The organism is Rhodobacter sp. 4.3.4, assembly GCF_058724655.1.
The window spans coordinates 1394591-1411129 of sequence record NZ_CM178967.1 but is presented as its reverse complement, the minus strand read 5'-3'; the positions used below and the strand labels follow the sequence as shown (position 1 = coordinate 1411129).

Sequence of the window (16539 nt, the reverse complement as noted above, 5' to 3'; positions counted from 1 at the left end):
TGAAGTTCGTCAGGCAACGGCGCGCAGGAGGTTTCGCAGCGCCTCCAGGTCGATGCCTGACATTCGAAACAGCTCCCGCGCGGTCGAGCTGTTCAGGCAGCCCCGCAAAACGGCGATCTGGTTTGGTTTCAGTTCGGTCGGATGCTCCAGCGCCCAGGCGGCGAGCTCCTCATCAGAGGCGAAGGTCCGTCTCTTCGCGGCAGGTGCCGACGCCCCTTCGACCGGCGCAATGCTGACGGTGCCCGGCGCGGTGATCGTCACCATCTCGGCTGCAGGCGCATCGAACATCCCGGCCGGGATATTCTGCGCCCGCAGATCGACCAGCTGCTGCCCCGCGCGCTCCGCCTCGACGGCCTCGATCTTGCGCTCCAGCCGCCTCAGCTGACCCTTGGCGCGGTTTTCGATAGCCTGCTGCTCATAGCTGACCGGGAAATAGCGCTCGGCGTTCGCCATGAAGCGGGCAACGCAGATCAGTTTGCCGGGCTGCGCGGTTTCCTTGTCGAACTCTCGCACCCAGACCCGATCCGCCTGGTGATAGTCGTAACCGACCATCACCTTCGTCTCGTGATAGGGGGCAAGCGCGTGGTCGAAATACTTGTTGGTGTTCCAGAGCACCTCGCCGCGCCGCGTGGTGCGGATCTCGTAGGGGCGGAACAGATCATCCGCCTCGGCCGGATCGACCGTCACCGGCTCGAAGCCGCGCACCACATGGGCCTCCCAGCATTCGTTGGGCGACATGTGACGCAGCTTGCCCGTCTTCGGATCACGGATCTGCGGCAGGCTGGTATGCTCTTTGGCGTTGTATTCGGCGACCATGTCCTCGCACAGCTTCACGAACTCCGCCCAGGTCGGCAGGTTGCGCGACCGGCCGTATTCGCGGATCTCGCGACGGGTCAGCTTGTGGATCTTGTCACCCGCCTCCTTGTCCATGTCGGTGCCGATGTAGGTCGGCAGGCGCTTGGCAAGCCGGTCCCAGATCGTGTGCTGGATGCGCTCGATGCGCCCCTTGGCCTGCGACCCATAGGGGGCGGCATGGGCCTTCGTGATGCCAAGCCGCCCCATAAGGCCGGACACATCGGCATCCATCGCCTCGTTGCGATAGCCCGGGCCGCGGTCCACATAGAAGATGGCGCAGATCCCGTGCGAGACGCAGGACCGCCGCAGCGCCTCGGCCACAGACTTCTGGTTTTCCGACCTGCCAAGCGAGATGCCGACAACCTTGCGCGTCACGAGATCCATGACGGTGGTGATTTCCGGCCGGATCGCGTTATGGCTGACCGGGTCCTCGATCTCGGCGTCGAAAGTCTTGCCGTCGGCGGTGTAAACCGTGGTCGGCCACATGTCGTCGGTGGTGCGGGTGACATAGGGAAGCCGCGAGCGCAGCGTCAGCATGCCTTCGCGACCGACGTGCTTCTCGATGTTGTTCATCCGCACCCGCAGAATGTATTCGACCTGCGACTGCGTCAGCGTCATCAGCTGCACACCGTCTTTCGTCGCAGCTTCCTTGAGATATTCGCCATAGGCATCGGCGATCGACGGCTTGCTGGGCTTCGCATAGTGCCGCAGGAAGTCGGCAAAAGCGGGCGGGATCGGCATTTCCTCTTTCGTCGCCGCGGGGGCCAGCGCCACGACGCCCTTTTCGTCGCGGGTCTTGAACCAACGCCACAGGGTCCGCTCGGAGGTCGTTGCGATCTCGCCAGCTTTGCCGCGGCGGTCGTTCGCTGCCGCGATCCGCTCCGGGTCGATCATGAACCCGGTTTTCAACACCAGCGGACGCGCCAGGCTGGCGATCTCGCGATCCGTCAGGATTTCCCCGCAATCCCGCCGCGCCTCGATTTCCTGACGCGCAACCATCGCGGCCTGCGCCTCCAGAAACTGTGCCACGCCCCAGGCGCGGCTCATCCCCTGCGAAATCGCATAGCCCTCGATCGCCTTCAGGATCTCGGCACGGGCCTCCATCACCTTGCGGGCGCGGGCGGGCAGCGTGCTGGCCTTCAGGGCTGCGATGCGACGATCATCCGCCGAGTGCTCGGCCTCCAGACGGGCGACAAGACCAGTTGTTTTCAGGCTACCCTCATAGGCCAGCCGCAGCGGCTCAGGCATCAGGCTGATGTGGTATTCCATCCCGCCACCGCCGACCTTTCCGGCGCGTTTGCGGGCGAGATTTTGGCCGAGGTCATTCCATCCCGCACGGTCAGCATAGTCCTGCGCGCGGCGCCTGCTTTGCGGGAAGCACGTCAGACCTTTCTTCATGGCGATTTCCGCCAGCTCGCGCGCGGTGAAGAAGGTCTGGGGTGTGGAAGTCGTCACAAAGTCTTTCATCTCCGGACCTTCCACTTCGCCATGATGGCCTGTTCCTGCGCATCCAGCTCCTGTCGCTTCTCGCGGATCAGGTGCAGCTTGATCATTTCGGCGTATTCCGACTCGATCACCGTCAGCCCGAACTCCCCGGGCGCGAAGCCCAGCAGCGCCTTGGCACCGGTCGCATCGACCAGCGCGATAAAGGCATCCATCGGGATGCGGTGATCTTCGGACCCTTCCGAGGTCCATTTGTTCAGCATCGACTCGGATACCGGGCGGTGCAGATACTCGCTCATCCGCGCCGCCACCTTCGCGCGGGTCAGCCCATCGTCCCGCGCATCCCGCAGCGCCTGCCCGATCAGCCTGGAAATCCGGCTGTCGAGCGGCCCGCGCCCCGTGACCTCGGCGCTGTAGCCAACCGAAACCTGCGGCGGCTCCCAGGCGAATAGGTCTTTCGTCAAAGGATCACGGTAGCGGGGGGGCATGTCAGATCTTTCCCTGCTGACGCAGCAGGGCGATCACGCGCTCCTCATGGGCCAGAAGCACCCGACCGAGCGTGAAATCATCCAGCGATCCGATCATCCGATCGGCGGCTTGATAGAGCTTCTCGACATCGTTGAGCCGCACCCCGCGCTCGATCAGCACCAGCGCATCGGCCACGCTGGTCGCGACCGGCGGATCGCTCAGCAGCATGTCCATGATCCGCTCTTGTCGGGCCGGGCTTTGCTCAGACAGAGCCTTGATTTCCGACTGGTTCGAGGCGGTCTTGGTGCCCACCAGACGACGGCGGCTGTCGGGCGTCAGACCGGTCCAGATCTTGACGGCGATGTTGATCGAGCGCTTCGACATGCCGATTTTTTCGGCCACTTCCGTCGCAAAACCGAAGATCTGCACCTTCTCATCACCGGTGGGAAAAGTTTTCCCACCGCCATTTGCGAAGTCAGGGTGCATCCGATCCCAGACCATCTTCAACTCGTACAGGTGTTGCGCCCGGTCCAGCGCCGTCAGCTCGTTACGGCCGAGGTTCTCCAGAACCTCATCCATCCGCGCTTCGTCGGTCGAGCGCTCGGACAGCACCCGCGCCGGGATCGCCGCGCGCCCCAGCAGCTCGCAGGCGCGCAGCCGGTGCAGACCAGCGATCAGCACATAGGCCGGATCGTCCTCTGTGCTTGCAAAATGCGGCTTCACGGTGATCGGGTGCATCAACCCCTGCGCCTCGATCAGCCCCGCCAGCGCCGCAGCGCCGAGCGGATCGAACGACCGCGCCCGATCCTCCGGAACACGGATCGCATCCAGCGCGATGTCAGTGAAAACTTCGGTCGTCATGCCTGTATCCATCTGAGTTTCTCAGCACACGGCGGCTGCGCGCCGCTTCGTGCGTGCCATGCCTGCAGCCAGTTTCAGCTGCAGGCCGATGTTTTTGGTTTCCGGTGTTGCCGCCGCCTCGGCGGCGATCGCATCGACGGCGCCAAGCAGCTGCAGATGCCTCGCCACCAGATCGGCGACGTCATGGGCACTCATCGCCACGGGGGCAGTCACGATCCCCACCATCACCGCCCCCGGCCTTTCGGCAGCTGCGGGCGCACCTCTTCGCTCAGCGCGCCGCCAGTCGCGCGGCATCGGTCGCACAGGCGGTTGTGGAACCCCAGCGACAGGAATTCCTTGCCGCAACACATGCAGGCACGGCTTTGCGGCCGTTTCTTTTCGGGGATGGTCTCGAAGTGACCATCAAGCCAAGCCTCGGCCTTCTTCCGGCTGTCAAACTTCGGGGCCTTGCCGCCGACACCGGCGACAGAAAACCCAGCCGAGGTGCTCACGATATGCGGGCGATGCTGGGTCATTGCCGCACCACCATCGCATAGAGGCCCAACCCCCAAAGTGCCGTCCCGATCGGCAGGGCCACGATGACGATCAGCACCGTCAGCAGCTGCAGGAGATCATCCAGACGCTGGCGGCGCGACATCACGGCGCCACCCCGGCGATGCCGCCGAGCCCCCCGGCCAGAAAGCACCCGACCCAGATCGTCAGCAGGATCGACGCCGCGCCGATCACGTCCTCGATCATCTCGATCAGCCCGAAGCGATCCTCACCGCCCATGACCGGCCTCCGTCATCACGGCCACCGGCATCGCCACGCTCACCGGATGCGTCATCAGCGACGCCACCGCCGCCCGCAGCAGCACATCCCCACTGACCGCCGCGCGGCCATCCTGCTCATGCGCTTCCGCCACCAGGAACGATTGGATCTCGCGCAACGCCTGGGCAAGGCGCGACCGCGTCCACTGGTCGGGCGGCACACCACCCGACAGAACGGCGATCGCCTCGCCAAGATCACCGGCCGCACGCCGAAAACCGGCCGCTGACCCGTCAAGAACGGGCGTGGATTTTGACGAAATCGGGCTCATGCTGCGACTCCCTTGTCAGGATCGAGACCCGCTTTTTTCCTTGCGATCCGGGCTTCATTCTCGGCAGAAAGAAGCGAGGATTTCCGCATGGGATAACGAGTCGGGAAAAGCTCCGCGGGCGGCACGCCGAGGAAGTCGGCAAGGACCTTCTCGGCGGGGCGGACGGGGCGGCTCCAAACGGACCGCATCTGGCTCGGGTTCATGTCGTTGAGGATGGCAAGGCCCGTCAGGGTCATGCCTTTCTCCTCAAGGGCGCACTTGATCTGGGCTTTCGTCCAGATTTTGCTCATCTGGGACCTCCTGGGGAACGTCGATGTTGGCGCATCGGCTTTTTTCGGTTTCGTTCGTTGCAATCGTCTGCGGCTCACGCCGCCGACACAGGTAAGGGATAGCTCCACAAATGGAGACGGTCAATCCAAATGTGGATGATATTTCGCCTTCACGACCAAATGTGGAGGAGGCAAGGCTGCGCGCCCGTGTGGCATCGGCAATTTCTGCCGGTGGGGGCGTGAAGGAAATGTTTGAAAAAACAGGAATTCCTAGGGGAACAATGGAGAAGTATGCAGCACAGACGTCCACTGCGTCATTTGTGAATGCGGCGCGGATTGCGGCGGCGGTGGGCGTTACTCTCGATCAGATCGCCTTCTCAGAAGGCGACATTTCCAAAAATGGAGCTACTCGGCCGATGCACGATGTCATTGTCGGCACCGCCGAGATGGGCGAACGGCCCACAGCGTCGATCCTAGATTTCAACCAACCGGATTTCGTCAGATTGCCCGCGTACAACGATGTGCATGCCTCGGCCGGGCCTGGAGCCGTCCCCGCCTCCGAACAAGCAGACGGTGTGGTCGCCTTCACCCGCCAATTCCTTGCGAACCAGGGCGCCAGGCCGGATCACTGCTCGGTCATCTGGGCGCGCGGAACCTCGATGAAGCCGACCATTCCGGACGGCGCGCTCCTCGTCGTCGATCACAGCCAGCGCGAGGTCGAACACGGCTGCATCTACGTCTTCAACGTCTCTGACCGGCTCCTGGTCAAACGCGCCCGCTGGCGCCTCGACGGTCGCCTCGAACTCGTCTCGGACAATGCCGACGAGGGCTATCCGGTTGAGACTTTTGGCGCCGATTCCGTGGACCAGCTGCGCGTCGTTGGGCGCGTCGTCTACTTCGGGAGGACACCATGAGCGAACAGGCCAGCTACTTTTCGATAGCGGATTCCCTGTTGCGAAACGATGGTTGCATGCCAAGTTTTGCCTAAAATCTTACCTAAAGACAATGAGTTAGTATCTGGAGGTCTAAATTGAATCGAGCCGCGATCTGTATCGTCTTCCTCATGCTATGCGCAGCAAGTGCGAGCGCATCTACGGAACAATCTTTGCGTGAAGCCTGCACCGAAGTAATTCAGGATAGACTTGCATCTCCAGCGAGCTTTACGGTGATCGAGTGGTTTCCGATGACGTCACACCTTGCCTCCAAAGAGGAGGCATTGGGCCCCGCTCCGACCCGCGAAGAGTTCGGCACCGGCTACGACTCTGCCGTCGAGCTCTATGGAACGCTGGAAAAGCTGTTCTCTATGGGCACCAACTATATGCTTCAGATCGTCGTGGAATATGACGCATCGAATGCATACGGCGTTCCCATCCGCAATCGGTCAGTGTGCGCCTATCACATAACCGGCCCAGACGACGGCGACGAGAATATCTCTGTTGGCCAGGTAAAGTTGGATGGAGAGACAATGGCGGAACACGCTATCAACAATCTCAAGGCGCTCTTGCGGGTCTACAAATAGCGTCAGGATCGGCATGCCCAAGGCATTCCTGACGCTGTTTTGAGGCTGATGTCGCGTCCCACCTTGTTAGTGGTAATATCCCTTGGTGCACGTCATATTTTATCTTTTAGTTTCATGTACATGAAGGAATTCTGTCGGCTATCCTACAAGGTGGGACGTAGCGTCCCACCTTGGCACACCACACGATCAGCTTACGGCCGCTCGACGCCCGCCAAATCGCCGATGTCTCATTCCCCTTATTCCTTACTTAGCAGCATGTTAGCAGATGATGCCCGATGCCGTCATTTCGACTGCAGTTCGTCAGGAAATGCGGTCATAATGTCGATTTTTCCCGCCACTTTCGACATCAACTTGCATTCCGCAGCGCGGCCTCGACGTGCCCTAAAACGTCATAAGCGTCAACGTTTTCCGCGTGTTACGGTGTGCCCGACGTTCTTTCCCTGCTACTGCCAAAGGTAGTCCCCCCCTACACTCCAGCGTGGTCTTCACCCGGCCCGAGGCCGCCTCGCCGCCCATCACCATGTTGAAATAGGCATCGTCGCCGATCTCGACCAGCCGTTCGGAAATCCGGGTGTTCACCTCGAAGATGCCCGCCACCGCGGCATCGGTCTCGGCCAGCGCCGCAAAGCCCTGCTGCCGGGCATCGACCAGATCGCCCGCCCGCGCGCCGATCGTGCCGACCGCCTCGCGCAGCCCCGCGGGGGCGTCGCGCAGCGCGACCTCAAGCCCGGCCAGCGTCCGTTGCAGGTGCTGGCGCGCCGCCTGCAGATCCTCGGGCGTGGCGGCCGAGAGGATGTCGACCATCGCCTGCCCCAGATCCCCGGTCGCGCCCGACAGCGCCATGGTCTGGCGCAGCTCCGGCACCTCCTGCTCGATCAGATCGCGGACGATGGTGTCGGTGTCGCGAAACACCTCAAGGCTGATGCCGACCGCCAGCGCGGTCAGCGTCAAAAGCGCCAGCACGATGCCGACGATCTTCGCGCCGACGCTGGCGAAAACGGTGGTGAAACGGGTCATGCGCATTTCCCCGGGAAGCTCAGCCGCCGGTCCCGGGCGCGGGAGCCGGGGTCGCCGCGGGTGTGAGTTCGGCAATCGTCCCCGCCGGAGAGATCTCTGTCAGGAACACCTGATCCAGACCCTGATTGTCGCCCGGACCGAATTGCAGCCGCAGCCCGTCCAGATCGACCGCACGCAGATTTTGCAGCGCCGCCAGATAGCTGGCCCGGGTCGGGTTCGGCCCCGCCGCAGCCAGCGCTTCCAGCGCCAGACGGCCGGTCAGATAGCCCTCGAAGGAGACGAAGCCCGGCTTCGCCGCCGGATCAAGCGCCTTCAGCGCCGCCTGATAGCGCGCCACCACCGGCAGATCGGTGTCGAACGGATAGGGCACGACCTGCGAGATCACCACCCCCGCGCCCTCGGCGCCGAGTTCGGACACAAGCGCATCGGTGCCGACAAAGGAGATGTTCACCATCTCGGGGCGGTAGCCGATGCGATGGGCGACGCGGACGAATTCCGCCACCGGCTTGTAGGCGCCAACGAGCACCACCGCCTCCACCCCGGCGCGGCGCAGGCCCAAAAGCGCGGTCTTCACCGCCAGGGTGTTGCGCACATAGGCGCCGCGCGCCGCCAGCTGCAGCCCGCGTTTCGCCAGAGCCGCCTCCAGCGCCGCAAGCCCGGCCCGGCCGAAACTGTCGTCCTGATAAAGAATGCCGATCCTGCGCTTGCCGCGGGTCTCGACCAGATGCTGCACCCAGGCCTCGGCCTCGGCATCATAAGAGGGGCGCAGGTTGAAAACATTGCGCAATTTCGGATCGCGCAGAAAGGCCGCGCCGGTGAAGGGGCCGATGAAGGGCAGCCCCGCCGCTTCGGCCAAAGGCTGCGTCGCCTGCGAGGTCGGCGTGCCCACCGCCCCGATCAGCGCCAGATGGGCATTGCCCGCAATCACCGCCCGGCTGCGCTCGGCCGAGGTTTCGGGCTCGTAGCCGTCGTCAAAGGCCTCCAGCCGCAGCTTCCGCCCCAGCACGCCGCCCGCCCGGTTCGCCTCGGCGAAAGCGGCGCGAATCCCGAGGTTCATCCCGGTGCCAAGCGCCGCCGCAGGCCCGGCGAGCGGCGCCACCTGCGCAAAGGCCAGATCGCCCCCGCCCGAGGCCTGCTGCGCCGCCACCGGCGCCGATGCAAGACCCGAAATCAGCGCCGAAAGCGCCAAAAGGCGCGCGGCAAGAACAAGCGGCAGCGGCATCCCGAACTCCTTTGTCAGTCCGGGATCGGGATTAAAGACGAAGATTTGCCAAGGGATTAACACCCAGGGGCCGGTCAGCCGCGCAACGCCCCCCAGAGCAGCGACACCGAGACCAGCGCCAGCCAGCCCGAGGCGATCCGGCGCAGCCCGGCCAGCCCCGCCCCGCCCGGCCGGGCCCCGCCCGCGCGCGCATGGCCAAGCGCCCCGACCCCGCCCCAAAGCAGCGCCACCGCGACCACCAATCCGCAAAACACCGCCAGCCGCGCCGCGACCTCGGCCGGGCTTGGCGCGGGGATCAGCACGAGACCGAAAATCAGCGCCTTGGGGTTGAGCGCGGTGGTGACGAAGATCCGCCCGGGGCCGATCGCGAAGCCCCCGGCCTGCGCCGCCCCCGAGCGCCAGAGCCGCAGCGCCAGAACCATCACCCAAAGCGCCGCCGCCAGCTGCAGCACAAGCGCCGCGCCGGGCGCCCGGGCGATCAGCCCCGCCCCCGTCAGCGCCAGCGGCACAACCGTGAGAAGATAGCCCGCAAGCTCGGCCGGAACCAGCCGCAAGACCCGGGGCAGCCCGTGACTGGCGCCCGCGACCGCCATCAGCGTGTTCGTCGGCCCCGGCGCCAGCAGCAGCGCCAGCACCGCAAGGGAAAAAGCCGCAAGGGTCATGGGGAACTCCGCGCCCTGGATTGCCTCTCCGGGCTATGCCGGAAGCGCCGTTTTGACAACCGGAAAAGCGTCGAAACGTCGCAGCCCCGGTCATCGCGCCGGTTGCCGCCGGATCGGGCGTCCCGGCGCGGCGAAATCGGGTGAAAAAGCCCGGAAACAGCAGAAAAGCCCCCAAAACCCGACAAGATCGACATTGATAAACGCCTCGCACCCCCGTAAGGCTGGTCCATGATCACGCAGAAGATGAAATATGCGCTCAAGGCGCTGCTGGAACTGGCCGACGAGGCCCGGCGCGACAGCCCGCAGGCGCTGACGATCGAGGAGATCGCCACCCGCTCCGGCACGCCGAAGCGGTTTCTGGAGCATATCCTGCTCGATCTGCGCAAGGCCGGGGTCGTCTCCTCGATCCGCGGCCGCTCGGGCGGTTACAGCCTGCTGAAAGCGCCGCGCGACGTGTCGATTTCGGAGCTGCTGCGCCGGATCGACGGGCCGATCGCGCCCCTGCCCTGTCTGTCACGCAGCGCCTATCAGCCCTGCGACGATTGCGACGACGAGGCCGCCTGCCGCATCCGCAGGGTCTTTGCCGAGGTGTTCTGGTCCTATCTGGTGCTGATCGACTCGCTCACGCTGGAAGACATGCTGAGCGCGGGCAATCCTGCGGCAAAGTTGCTTGAAGACTGATTTCCCCTTGTCTTGAAGCTGTTGCGGGCCGATCTTCAGATCGGCGCCTGTGCTTTGCGCCGCGCCGCGACGCAGATTTCCGCTTCCCCGCCCCCGCCTTTTGCCGACCACGGCGTTTCTGGCGCTGCTGTAGTCGGGCGTGTTGTTGTGGCGCTTTGGCTGAAAAGACCGGCCTGACCTGACAGGCCAGAACAAAAAAGGGGGCGACGGGACCGCCCCCCTTTGTCCTGCGCGGCACCGCCGTCTCAGCCCGCCGCGGCCTCTTCGACCCGGTCGGCCAGCGCCTCGGCGCGGGCGGCGATCTCGGCCAGGGTTTCGGTCACCGCTGCGGGCACCACCGGCACCTCGATACGGACCGGATGCGCCTTTGCCGCCGCCAGCTGCGATTCGAGCGCCTCGACGCGCGCGCTCAGCACCCGGACATTGTCCTCGGCCCCCGCCGCCTTGTCGGCCAGCATCAGCCCCGCCATCAGCAGCATCCGCGCCTCGGGAATGCGGCCCAGCTGCTGCGACAGCGACTGCGCCTCATTGTCCAGCATCGCCGCCGCGGCGCGCAGATATTGTTCCTCGCCCTCCTGGCAGGCGACATCGAAATCGCGCCCGCCGATGGTGATGCGCAACTCAGCCATTGTCCGCCCCCCCCGCAGGTTGTCCCTTCACATGCGCCGCCACGATCGGGGCCAGCCCGGTGACGATATCCGACAGCTCCGCAGCCTCCCAGGCCCGGGCCGCCCGCAGCGCCTCAAGCTCGGCCTGCATCGACAGGTTGACAAGCGCCGGATCGATCCGCCCCGCGCCGTCGATCAGCTGCCGGTTCACCTCGATCAGATCGGTATTGGCGCGCTTGAGCCGGTTCGCCTCGACCTGCACCGCCTCGAGCGCCCGCGTCGCCTGGGTCAGCCGCTTTTCCAGCGCCGCCAGCGTCGTTTCCTGCTTTTCGCGGATCGCCAGCACCCGCTCGGTCAGCTGCGCGCTGGCCGCCCGTTCCGCCTCCAGTTCCGCCTGCAGCGCCAGCACCTCGGCCGAGGGGCCGGTCTCGACCGCCACCGGCGCCGCCGCGATCACGGGCTCGGGCACGGGCTCGGGCACCGGCTCCGGTTCAGGCGCGGGCACCGCCGCAGCCGCAGCCAGAGCCACCGCGCGCTGATCGGCCAGCGTCTCGACGCCGCGCCCGATGCGTTCGAGCGCAAAGGCGATGCGGCGCTCATATTCGGCCAGTTCGGTCATGCCATCCTCGCTAACTGCCCTTGGTCTTCGTTCTTCTCGGTCGTCTGCTTCATCCGGCCGCGGTCGTCAACGCGCCACGTCCGGCGGTACGCGCAGGCGCCGCGGCGAATCGCATCCGCCCGGTGTCGCGCCCCATTCTAGCGGCTGCGCCGCGCTCCTCCCACCTTTTTGCATCAAGCACTTGGGGGCCAAGCTTGAATCTGCCCCGATCCCTGTTATCACCGTCACCGAAGATTTCGGCGCAACAAAGGACGCACCCTCATGGATCTCGCCGCTCTGCGGGCCAAGACCCCCGATCACTGGAAGCTTGCCACCGCGATCCGCGTATTGGCGATCGATGCCGTGCAGGCGGCCAATTCGGGCCACCCCGGCATGCCGATGGGCATGGCCGATGTCGCCACGGTTCTGTTCCGCAACCATCTGAAATTCGACGCGAAATGCCCCAATTGGGCGGATCGCGACCGGTTCGTGCTGTCGGCGGGCCATGGCTCGATGCTGCTTTATGCGCTGCTGCATCTGACCGGCTACGAACAGGCGACGCTCGACGAGGTGAAGAACTTCCGCCAATGGGGCGCGCGGATGGCGGGGCACCCGGAATATGGCCATCTGGAGGGGGTCGAGACCACCACCGGCCCGCTGGGTCAGGGGATTTCGACCGCCGTCGGCATGGCGATTGCGGAAAAATCGATGGCGGCGCGGTTCGGCAAGAAGCTTGTCGATCACAAGATTTATGTCATCGCGGGCGACGGCTGCCTGATGGAGGGCATCAGCCAGGAGGCCATCGGTCTGGCGGGCAAGCAGGAGCTTGATAACCTGATCGTGCTTTGGGACAACAACAACATCACCATCGACGGCCGGGTGACGGTCTCGGACGTGACCGACCAGAAGGCGCGCTTTGCCGCCTCGGGCTGGGATGTGCTGTCCTGCGACGGCCATGATGCCGAAGACATCGACCGCGCGATCACCGCGGCGAAAAAGGCCAAGCGGCCGGTGCTGATCGACTGCAAGACGCTGATCGGGTTTGGCAGCCCGAACAAGGCCGACAGCTATGCGGTGCATGGCGCGCCGCTGGGTGACGCCGAAATCAAGCTGACCCGCGAGGCTTACGGCTGGGAGCATGGTCCCTTCGTGATCCCGGCCGAGATCAAGGCGGAGTGGGAAGCGATCGGCGCCAAGGGCGCCGCGGAACGCGCCGAATGGGAAGCCCGTCTGGCCGCCCTGCCCGCGGGCAAGCGCGCCGAATTCGAACGCCAGATGGCGCGCGGTGTCGCGCCGAAACTGGCGGGCGCCATTCGCGCCTTCAAGAAAGCGCAATCGGAAGCCGCGCCGAAGGTTGCCACCCGCAAGGCCAGCGAAATGGTTCTGGCCGCAGTCAACCCGGTGGTGCCCGAAACCATCGGCGGCTCGGCCGACCTGACCGGCTCGAACCTGACGAAAACCTCGGATATCGAGGATTTCATGCCCGGCAACCATAAGGGCCGCTACATGCGCTACGGCATTCGCGAACATGCGATGGCGGCGGCGATGAACGGCATGTGGCTGCATGGCGGCGTGCGGCCCTATGGCGGCACCTTCTTCTGCTTCACCGATTATGCCCGCGGCGCGATGCGGCTGTCGTCGCTGATGGGCGTGCCCGCCGTCTATGTGATGACGCATGACTCGATTGGTCTGGGCGAGGACGGCCCGACGCACCAGCCGGTCGAGCATCTGGCGATCTGCCGGGCGACGCCGAACACCTGGACCTTCCGTCCGGCCGATGTGATCGAGACCGCCGAGGCCTGGGAACTGGCGCTGTCGTCGGAACGCACGCCCTCGGTTCTGGCGCTGTCGCGGCAGAACCTGCCCACGCTGCGCACCAAACACGAGGCGAAGAACCTGACCGCCAAGGGCGCCTATGTCATCGCCGAGGCCGAGGGCAAGCGTCAGGCGATCCTGATGGCGACCGGCTCGGAGGTCGAGATCGCGCTGAAGGCGCGCGCGCTGTTGCAGGCCGAGGCGATCGGCACCCGTGTCGTCTCGATGCCCTGCATGGAGCTTTTCGCGGCCCAGGACGAGGCCTATCGCAAGCGCATCCTGCCCGCGGGCGGCGTGCGTGTGGCGGTCGAGGCGGCGATCCGGCAGCCCTGGGACCGCTGGCTTCTGGGCGAGCGCGGGATGGAGCGCAAGGCGGGCTTTGTCGGGATGGAGGGCTTTGGCGCCTCGGCCCCGGCGGAACGGCTTTACGCCGAATTCGGCATCACCCCCGAGGCGATCGCCGCCAAGGTCAAGAGCCTGCTGTGAGCGATCGGCGCGACGGGACGAGAGAAAATGCGGGGGGGCCGGAGACGGCCCCCTCCTCCGTTCGGCTTGCCGCCGAGGCGAAGGCCAAGGCCACGGCGCAGGGCATCGGACTGTTCCTGCTGGCGCTGATGCTTTTTGGGCTGATGGATGTGGCGGCGAAGAAACTGGCGCAGGAATACCCGCCCGCGATGGTGGTCTGGGCGCGGTTCGCGGTCAATCTGGCGCTGGTGACGCTGCTCTTTCGCGGCAAGCTGGCGACGCTTGTGCGTTCGCAGCAGCCGGGGCTGCAATTCCTGCGCGGCTGTTTCCAGATGGGCACGGTGGCGCTGTTCTTCATCGCGATCCGCTATATCGGGCTGGCCGATGCGGCGGCGCTGGGGGCACTCTCGCCGGTGCTGATCACGCTCGGCGCGGCGCTGTTTCTGGGCGAGAAACTCGGTGCGGGGCGGATCATCGGCATCGTCGCGGCCTTCACCGGCGCGCTGATCGTGCTGCGCCCGGGCGCGGGCGTGATGCATCCGGCGGCGATCCTGGCGCTTCTGGCCTGTTTCACCTATGCGGGTGGCGCGCTTCTGACGCGGGTGGTGCGGTTTGACTCCACCGCCACCTCGGTCCTGTGGTCGGCGATGGTGGGCACCGGGCTGTCCTCGCTCGCCCTGCCCTTCTTCTGGCAGGAGGTGGCGCCGATCGATCTGCCGCTGTTTCTGGCCGTCGGCGCGCTGGGCGCTGCGGGTCAGGCCGCGCTGATCGTCGCCTTCCGCAAGGCCGAGGCCGGCTCGATCGCGCCTTTCGGCTATTCCGATCTGATCTTCTCCGGGCTCTGGGGCTGGGTGTTCTTCTCGCAACTACCTGATCTTTATACCATTATTGGTGCCCTTGTGATCGTGGCGGCGGGTGTCTATGTCTGGTCACGGGAACGGGCCGAGGCCAAGGCCGACGCCAGATCCGAGACAGGAAACGAGTGAAGAAGATGTCCGAAGACGACGGCTTTCCCCGGCAAAGGCTGCGCGACATGGTTTCGGCGCGGGCCTTTGGCGCGACGGTCCGGGTGCTGGGGCTCTTGCCCTATCGCTCGCGCGTCGCGCTCTCGGGGCGGTTCTTTGCCGAGGTGGTGGCGCCGCTCGCGGGCTGGCGCCAGCGCATCCGCGCCAATCTCGCCATCGCCCTGCCCGAGCTGCCCGCAGCCGAGGTGGAGCGGCTGGTGCGCGCCGTGCCCGACAATGTCGGCCGGACGCTGGCCGAGATCTTCTCGGGGCCGGACTTCGTTGCGCGCTGCCGCGATCTGCCGCTCACCGGCCCCGGCGCGGCGCTGCTGGAACAACGCAACGCCGAGGGCAAGGGCGTCGTGCTTGTCTCGGGGCATTTCGGCAATTACGATGTCTTTCGCGGCGGGCTGGTCGGGCGCGGCTACCGGATGGGCGCGCTCTACCGGCCGATGGACAACCGCGCCTTCAACACCCGCTACATCGCCGCGATCGAGCGTATCGCCAAGCCGCTGTTCCCGCGCAACCGCCGCGGCATGGCGCAGATGATGCGCTTCTTGCAGGACGGCGGGATGATCGGCCTGGCCATCGACCAGTATCTGAGCGCGGGCGCCGATCTGACCTTTTTCGGCCGCAAGGCCCGCACCGCGCTTTCCGCGGCGGATATCGCGCTGCGCTATGACGTGCCGCTGATCCCGATCTTTGCCACCCGCCAGCCCGACGGCTTCAGCTTCGTGATCGAGGTCGAAGAGCCGATCCCGCCCGCCACGCCCGAGGCGATGTGTCAGGAGTTCAACGACCGGCTGGAGGCGCGGGTGCGCGCCCATCCCGAACAATGGTTCTGGATCCACCGGCGCTGGAAGAACCTGTAACCGGGACCGTAACGGCGGGGCCGCTCAGCGCAGCCAGCCCGCCGCCAGAATCGCGCCCGGCAGCGGCACGGTCTTGCCCGGCAGCGCGGTCTGCACGATCACCACCGCCGGGTCCTCGCCCTCGATCTTCGCATTCAGCCGCACCGGGGCCTTGCCGTCCCAATCCGCCACCGCATGCCAGGCGGTGACCACATTGGCGAAATCCAGCACCTGACCGGCGTTTTCGCCACGCAGGATCTCGACGCGCGCCTGCGGCACGTAGCGCACGATCTGCACCACGGACTTCTGCTTGAGCGGCCGGGGCGCCGACAGATCAATGGCGAACTGGCCCGGCTCGGCGCCGCGGCTGACCGTCATCGCAACGACCGGCGGCGTGGCGGAGGCCGTGGCAATGGCGGTGTCCAGCTCCGAATCGGCGGGCGAGACCAGCGATTGCGTCCCCGCCACGATCACCTGCGGCGTATAAAGCGTGCGCAGACCGGCGGCACGGGCATAGGCCTTTTGCCGCGCGGTGAAGGCGGGCTGGGCAAAGGGATCTTCCCAGCCCAGATAATCCCAGTAATCGACATGCAGCGACAGCGCCAGAACATCAGGCCGCGCCGCCACCCTGGCCAGCGCCGCATCGGCGGGCGGACAGGCGGAACAGCCCTGCGAGGTGAACAGCTCGACCACCACCGGCGAGGGCGCCGGCACCGCCGCGGGCGCGATCAGCGCATTGGTTTTCGGTTTCGCCGCCTGCCCGATCGCGCGTTCCAGCGCCCGGTTCAGGCTTTCGACCAGCGAGGCCCCCGGCAGCGATCCGGGCGCGGGCGCCGAAAGCTCGGCCTGGACCAGACGGCCATCGCCCGCCAGCGCGGGCGGCAAAGGCGCCGGGGCGGAACCGCCGACAAAGGCAACGCCATAGGGGCTTGCGGCCCCGGACGGGCCTGCCCCGAAGCCCCCCGTCGGTCCCGCCTGCCCCCATGCGACGATGGGAGCAAAGGCGAGAAGGCCCGACAGGATCATGCCTTCAATCGCGGCGCTGAGGGTCGCGCGTGCCATGATGCCTCGCTCTTGCTGCAGCCCCCCTCCTAAACCGGCGCCGCGCGCAGGGCCAATCAAG

Annotated in this window: 21 protein-coding genes; 6 read left to right on the top strand and 15 right to left on the bottom strand. The window is 65.8% G+C overall.

The features are described 5' to 3' along the window. Positions 1-9 precede the first annotated feature (9 nt). From AC4PTB_RS06775 to AC4PTB_RS06735, 9 genes are read right to left on the bottom strand one after another with little or no spacing between them, the layout of a single operon-like run. Positions 10-2322 carry a Mu transposase C-terminal domain-containing protein gene (locus AC4PTB_RS06775; protein WP_492192291.1) on the bottom strand — a complete coding sequence of 771 codons (2313 nt, stop codon included), beginning with the start codon at positions 2320-2322 and terminating at the stop codon, positions 10-12. Beyond that, the gene (locus tag AC4PTB_RS06770; protein WP_492192290.1) at positions 2319-2786 is read right to left on the bottom strand and encodes a hypothetical protein; all 468 of its coding nucleotides are present in this window, start codon (positions 2784-2786) and stop codon (positions 2319-2321) included. The genes AC4PTB_RS06775 and AC4PTB_RS06770 overlap by 4 nt, the downstream gene beginning before the upstream one ends. A 1-nt stretch (position 2787) precedes the next feature. Then, on the bottom strand, positions 2788-3627 hold the full coding sequence (locus AC4PTB_RS06765; protein WP_492192289.1) for a ParB/RepB/Spo0J family partition protein: 840 nt from the start codon (positions 3625-3627) through the stop codon (positions 2788-2790). 21 nt (positions 3628-3648) lie between these two features. Next, entirely contained in the window at positions 3649-3852 is a 204-nt protein-coding gene (locus AC4PTB_RS06760) for a hypothetical protein (protein WP_492192288.1), read from the bottom strand. Next, positions 3852-4142 (bottom strand): hypothetical protein, encoded by a 291-nt coding sequence (locus AC4PTB_RS06755; protein WP_492190582.1) that lies wholly within the window; start codon positions 4140-4142, stop codon positions 3852-3854. The genes AC4PTB_RS06760 and AC4PTB_RS06755 overlap by 1 nt, the downstream gene beginning before the upstream one ends. After that, positions 4139-4264, bottom strand: coding sequence for a hypothetical protein (locus tag AC4PTB_RS06750; protein ID WP_492190581.1), 126 nt, complete (start codon positions 4262-4264; stop codon positions 4139-4141). The genes AC4PTB_RS06755 and AC4PTB_RS06750 overlap by 4 nt, the downstream gene beginning before the upstream one ends. After that, positions 4264-4398, bottom strand: coding sequence for a hypothetical protein (locus tag AC4PTB_RS06745; protein WP_492190580.1), 135 nt, complete (start codon positions 4396-4398; stop codon positions 4264-4266). Before AC4PTB_RS06745 ends, AC4PTB_RS06750 begins: the two co-directional genes overlap by 1 nt. Next, on the bottom strand, positions 4388-4705 hold the full coding sequence (locus AC4PTB_RS06740) for a hypothetical protein (RefSeq protein ID WP_492192287.1): 318 nt from the start codon (positions 4703-4705) through the stop codon (positions 4388-4390). Before AC4PTB_RS06740 ends, AC4PTB_RS06745 begins: the two co-directional genes overlap by 11 nt. Then, on the bottom strand, positions 4702-4995 hold the full coding sequence (locus AC4PTB_RS06735; RefSeq protein ID WP_492192286.1) for a helix-turn-helix domain-containing protein: 294 nt from the start codon (positions 4993-4995) through the stop codon (positions 4702-4704). The genes AC4PTB_RS06740 and AC4PTB_RS06735 overlap by 4 nt, the downstream gene beginning before the upstream one ends. A 110-nt stretch (positions 4996-5105) precedes the next feature. On the opposite strand from AC4PTB_RS06735, the gene AC4PTB_RS06730 reads away from it, so the two are divergent. Both AC4PTB_RS06730 and AC4PTB_RS06725 read left to right on the top strand, forming a co-directional pair. Next, the gene (locus AC4PTB_RS06730; RefSeq protein WP_492192285.1) at positions 5106-5888 is read left to right on the top strand and encodes a S24 family peptidase; all 783 of its coding nucleotides are present in this window, start codon (positions 5106-5108) and stop codon (positions 5886-5888) included. A 251-nt stretch (positions 5889-6139) separates the two neighbouring features. Beyond that, on the top strand, positions 6140-6493 hold the full coding sequence (locus tag AC4PTB_RS06725) for a hypothetical protein (protein ID WP_492192284.1): 354 nt from the start codon (positions 6140-6142) through the stop codon (positions 6491-6493). Between the two features lie 381 nt (positions 6494-6874). Here AC4PTB_RS06725 and AC4PTB_RS06720 read toward each other — a convergent pair whose 3' ends face one another. The 3 genes from AC4PTB_RS06720 to AC4PTB_RS06710 all read right to left on the bottom strand — a co-directional run bounded on the left by AC4PTB_RS06720 (position 6875) and on the right by AC4PTB_RS06710 (position 9394). Then, the gene (locus AC4PTB_RS06720; RefSeq protein WP_492192283.1) at positions 6875-7510 is read right to left on the bottom strand and encodes a hypothetical protein; all 636 of its coding nucleotides are present in this window, start codon (positions 7508-7510) and stop codon (positions 6875-6877) included. 19 nt (positions 7511-7529) lie between these two features. Next, positions 7530-8732, bottom strand: coding sequence for an ABC transporter substrate-binding protein (locus AC4PTB_RS06715; RefSeq protein WP_492192282.1), 1203 nt, complete (start codon positions 8730-8732; stop codon positions 7530-7532). Positions 8733-8806: 74 nt separating this feature from the next. Continuing rightward, positions 8807-9394 carry a hypothetical protein gene (locus tag AC4PTB_RS06710; RefSeq protein ID WP_492192281.1) on the bottom strand — a complete coding sequence of 196 codons (588 nt, stop codon included), beginning with the start codon at positions 9392-9394 and terminating at the stop codon, positions 8807-8809. A gap of 228 nt (positions 9395-9622) precedes the next feature. Between AC4PTB_RS06710 and AC4PTB_RS06705 the strand changes: the two genes are divergently transcribed. Beyond that, entirely contained in the window at positions 9623-10075 is a 453-nt protein-coding gene (locus AC4PTB_RS06705) for an Rrf2 family transcriptional regulator (protein ID WP_492192280.1), read from the top strand. Between the two features lie 245 nt (positions 10076-10320). On the opposite strand, the gene AC4PTB_RS06700 is transcribed toward AC4PTB_RS06705, so the two are convergent. Both AC4PTB_RS06700 and AC4PTB_RS06695 read right to left on the bottom strand, forming a co-directional pair. Beyond that, entirely contained in the window at positions 10321-10704 is a 384-nt protein-coding gene (locus AC4PTB_RS06700) for a cell division protein ZapA (RefSeq protein WP_013067853.1), read from the bottom strand. Then, positions 10697-11302, bottom strand: coding sequence for a hypothetical protein (locus AC4PTB_RS06695; protein WP_492192279.1), 606 nt, complete (start codon positions 11300-11302; stop codon positions 10697-10699). The genes AC4PTB_RS06700 and AC4PTB_RS06695 overlap by 8 nt, the downstream gene beginning before the upstream one ends. A 261-nt stretch (positions 11303-11563) precedes the next feature. Here AC4PTB_RS06695 and tkt point away from each other — a divergent pair, with 261 nt between their 5' ends. From tkt to AC4PTB_RS06680, 3 genes are read left to right on the top strand one after another with little or no spacing between them, the layout of a single operon-like run. Further along, positions 11564-13582, top strand: coding sequence for a transketolase (tkt, locus tag AC4PTB_RS06690; protein WP_492192278.1), 2019 nt, complete (start codon positions 11564-11566; stop codon positions 13580-13582). Next, on the top strand, positions 13579-14547 hold the full coding sequence (locus tag AC4PTB_RS06685; RefSeq protein ID WP_492192277.1) for a DMT family transporter: 969 nt from the start codon (positions 13579-13581) through the stop codon (positions 14545-14547). Before tkt ends, AC4PTB_RS06685 begins: the two co-directional genes overlap by 4 nt. 5 nt (positions 14548-14552) lie before the next feature. Then, positions 14553-15437 (top strand): lysophospholipid acyltransferase family protein, encoded by an 885-nt coding sequence (locus AC4PTB_RS06680; protein WP_492192276.1) that lies wholly within the window; start codon positions 14553-14555, stop codon positions 15435-15437. Between the two features lie 24 nt (positions 15438-15461). Here the strand turns inward: AC4PTB_RS06680 and AC4PTB_RS06675 are convergent, their stop codons facing one another. Beyond that, positions 15462-16478 (bottom strand): DUF1223 domain-containing protein, encoded by a 1017-nt coding sequence (locus AC4PTB_RS06675; protein WP_492192275.1) that lies wholly within the window; start codon positions 16476-16478, stop codon positions 15462-15464. Positions 16479-16539 lie beyond the last annotated feature (61 nt).

Bases quoted from the DNA above. Each gene is read 5' to 3' on its own strand.
- AC4PTB_RS06710 (WP_492192281.1), bottom strand. From the start codon at position 9,394: ATGACCCTTGCGGCTTTTTCCCTTGCGGTGCTGGCGCTGCTGCTGGCG.
- AC4PTB_RS06735 (WP_492192286.1), bottom strand. From the start codon at position 4,995: ATGAGCAAAATCTGGACGAAAGCCCAGATCAAGTGCGCCCTTGAGGAG.
- AC4PTB_RS06760 (WP_492192288.1), bottom strand. From the start codon at position 3,852: ATGGTGGGGATCGTGACTGCCCCCGTGGCGATGAGTGCCCATGACGTC.
- AC4PTB_RS06680 (WP_492192276.1), top strand. From the start codon at position 14,553: ATGTCCGAAGACGACGGCTTTCCCCGGCAAAGGCTGCGCGACATGGTT.
- AC4PTB_RS06700 (WP_013067853.1), bottom strand. From the start codon at position 10,704: ATGGCTGAGTTGCGCATCACCATCGGCGGGCGCGATTTCGATGTCGCC.
- tkt (WP_492192278.1), top strand. From the start codon at position 11,564: ATGGATCTCGCCGCTCTGCGGGCCAAGACCCCCGATCACTGGAAGCTT.
- AC4PTB_RS06675 (WP_492192275.1), bottom strand. From the start codon at position 16,478: ATGGCACGCGCGACCCTCAGCGCCGCGATTGAAGGCATGATCCTGTCG.
- AC4PTB_RS06695 (WP_492192279.1), bottom strand. From the start codon at position 11,302: ATGACCGAACTGGCCGAATATGAGCGCCGCATCGCCTTTGCGCTCGAA.
- AC4PTB_RS06740 (WP_492192287.1), bottom strand. From the start codon at position 4,705: ATGAGCCCGATTTCGTCAAAATCCACGCCCGTTCTTGACGGGTCAGCG.
- AC4PTB_RS06730 (WP_492192285.1), top strand. From the start codon at position 5,106: ATGGAGACGGTCAATCCAAATGTGGATGATATTTCGCCTTCACGACCA.
- AC4PTB_RS06765 (WP_492192289.1), bottom strand. From the start codon at position 3,627: ATGACGACCGAAGTTTTCACTGACATCGCGCTGGATGCGATCCGTGTT.
- AC4PTB_RS06715 (WP_492192282.1), bottom strand. From the start codon at position 8,732: ATGCCGCTGCCGCTTGTTCTTGCCGCGCGCCTTTTGGCGCTTTCGGCG.
- AC4PTB_RS06755 (WP_492190582.1), bottom strand. From the start codon at position 4,142: ATGACCCAGCATCGCCCGCATATCGTGAGCACCTCGGCTGGGTTTTCT.
- AC4PTB_RS06750 (WP_492190581.1), bottom strand. From the start codon at position 4,264: ATGTCGCGCCGCCAGCGTCTGGATGATCTCCTGCAGCTGCTGACGGTG.
- AC4PTB_RS06770 (WP_492192290.1), bottom strand. From the start codon at position 2,786: ATGCCCCCCCGCTACCGTGATCCTTTGACGAAAGACCTATTCGCCTGG.
- AC4PTB_RS06705 (WP_492192280.1), top strand. From the start codon at position 9,623: ATGATCACGCAGAAGATGAAATATGCGCTCAAGGCGCTGCTGGAACTG.
- AC4PTB_RS06745 (WP_492190580.1), bottom strand. From the start codon at position 4,398: ATGGGCGGTGAGGATCGCTTCGGGCTGATCGAGATGATCGAGGACGTG.
- AC4PTB_RS06775 (WP_492192291.1), bottom strand. From the start codon at position 2,322: ATGAAAGACTTTGTGACGACTTCCACACCCCAGACCTTCTTCACCGCG.
- AC4PTB_RS06720 (WP_492192283.1), bottom strand. From the start codon at position 7,510: ATGACCCGTTTCACCACCGTTTTCGCCAGCGTCGGCGCGAAGATCGTC.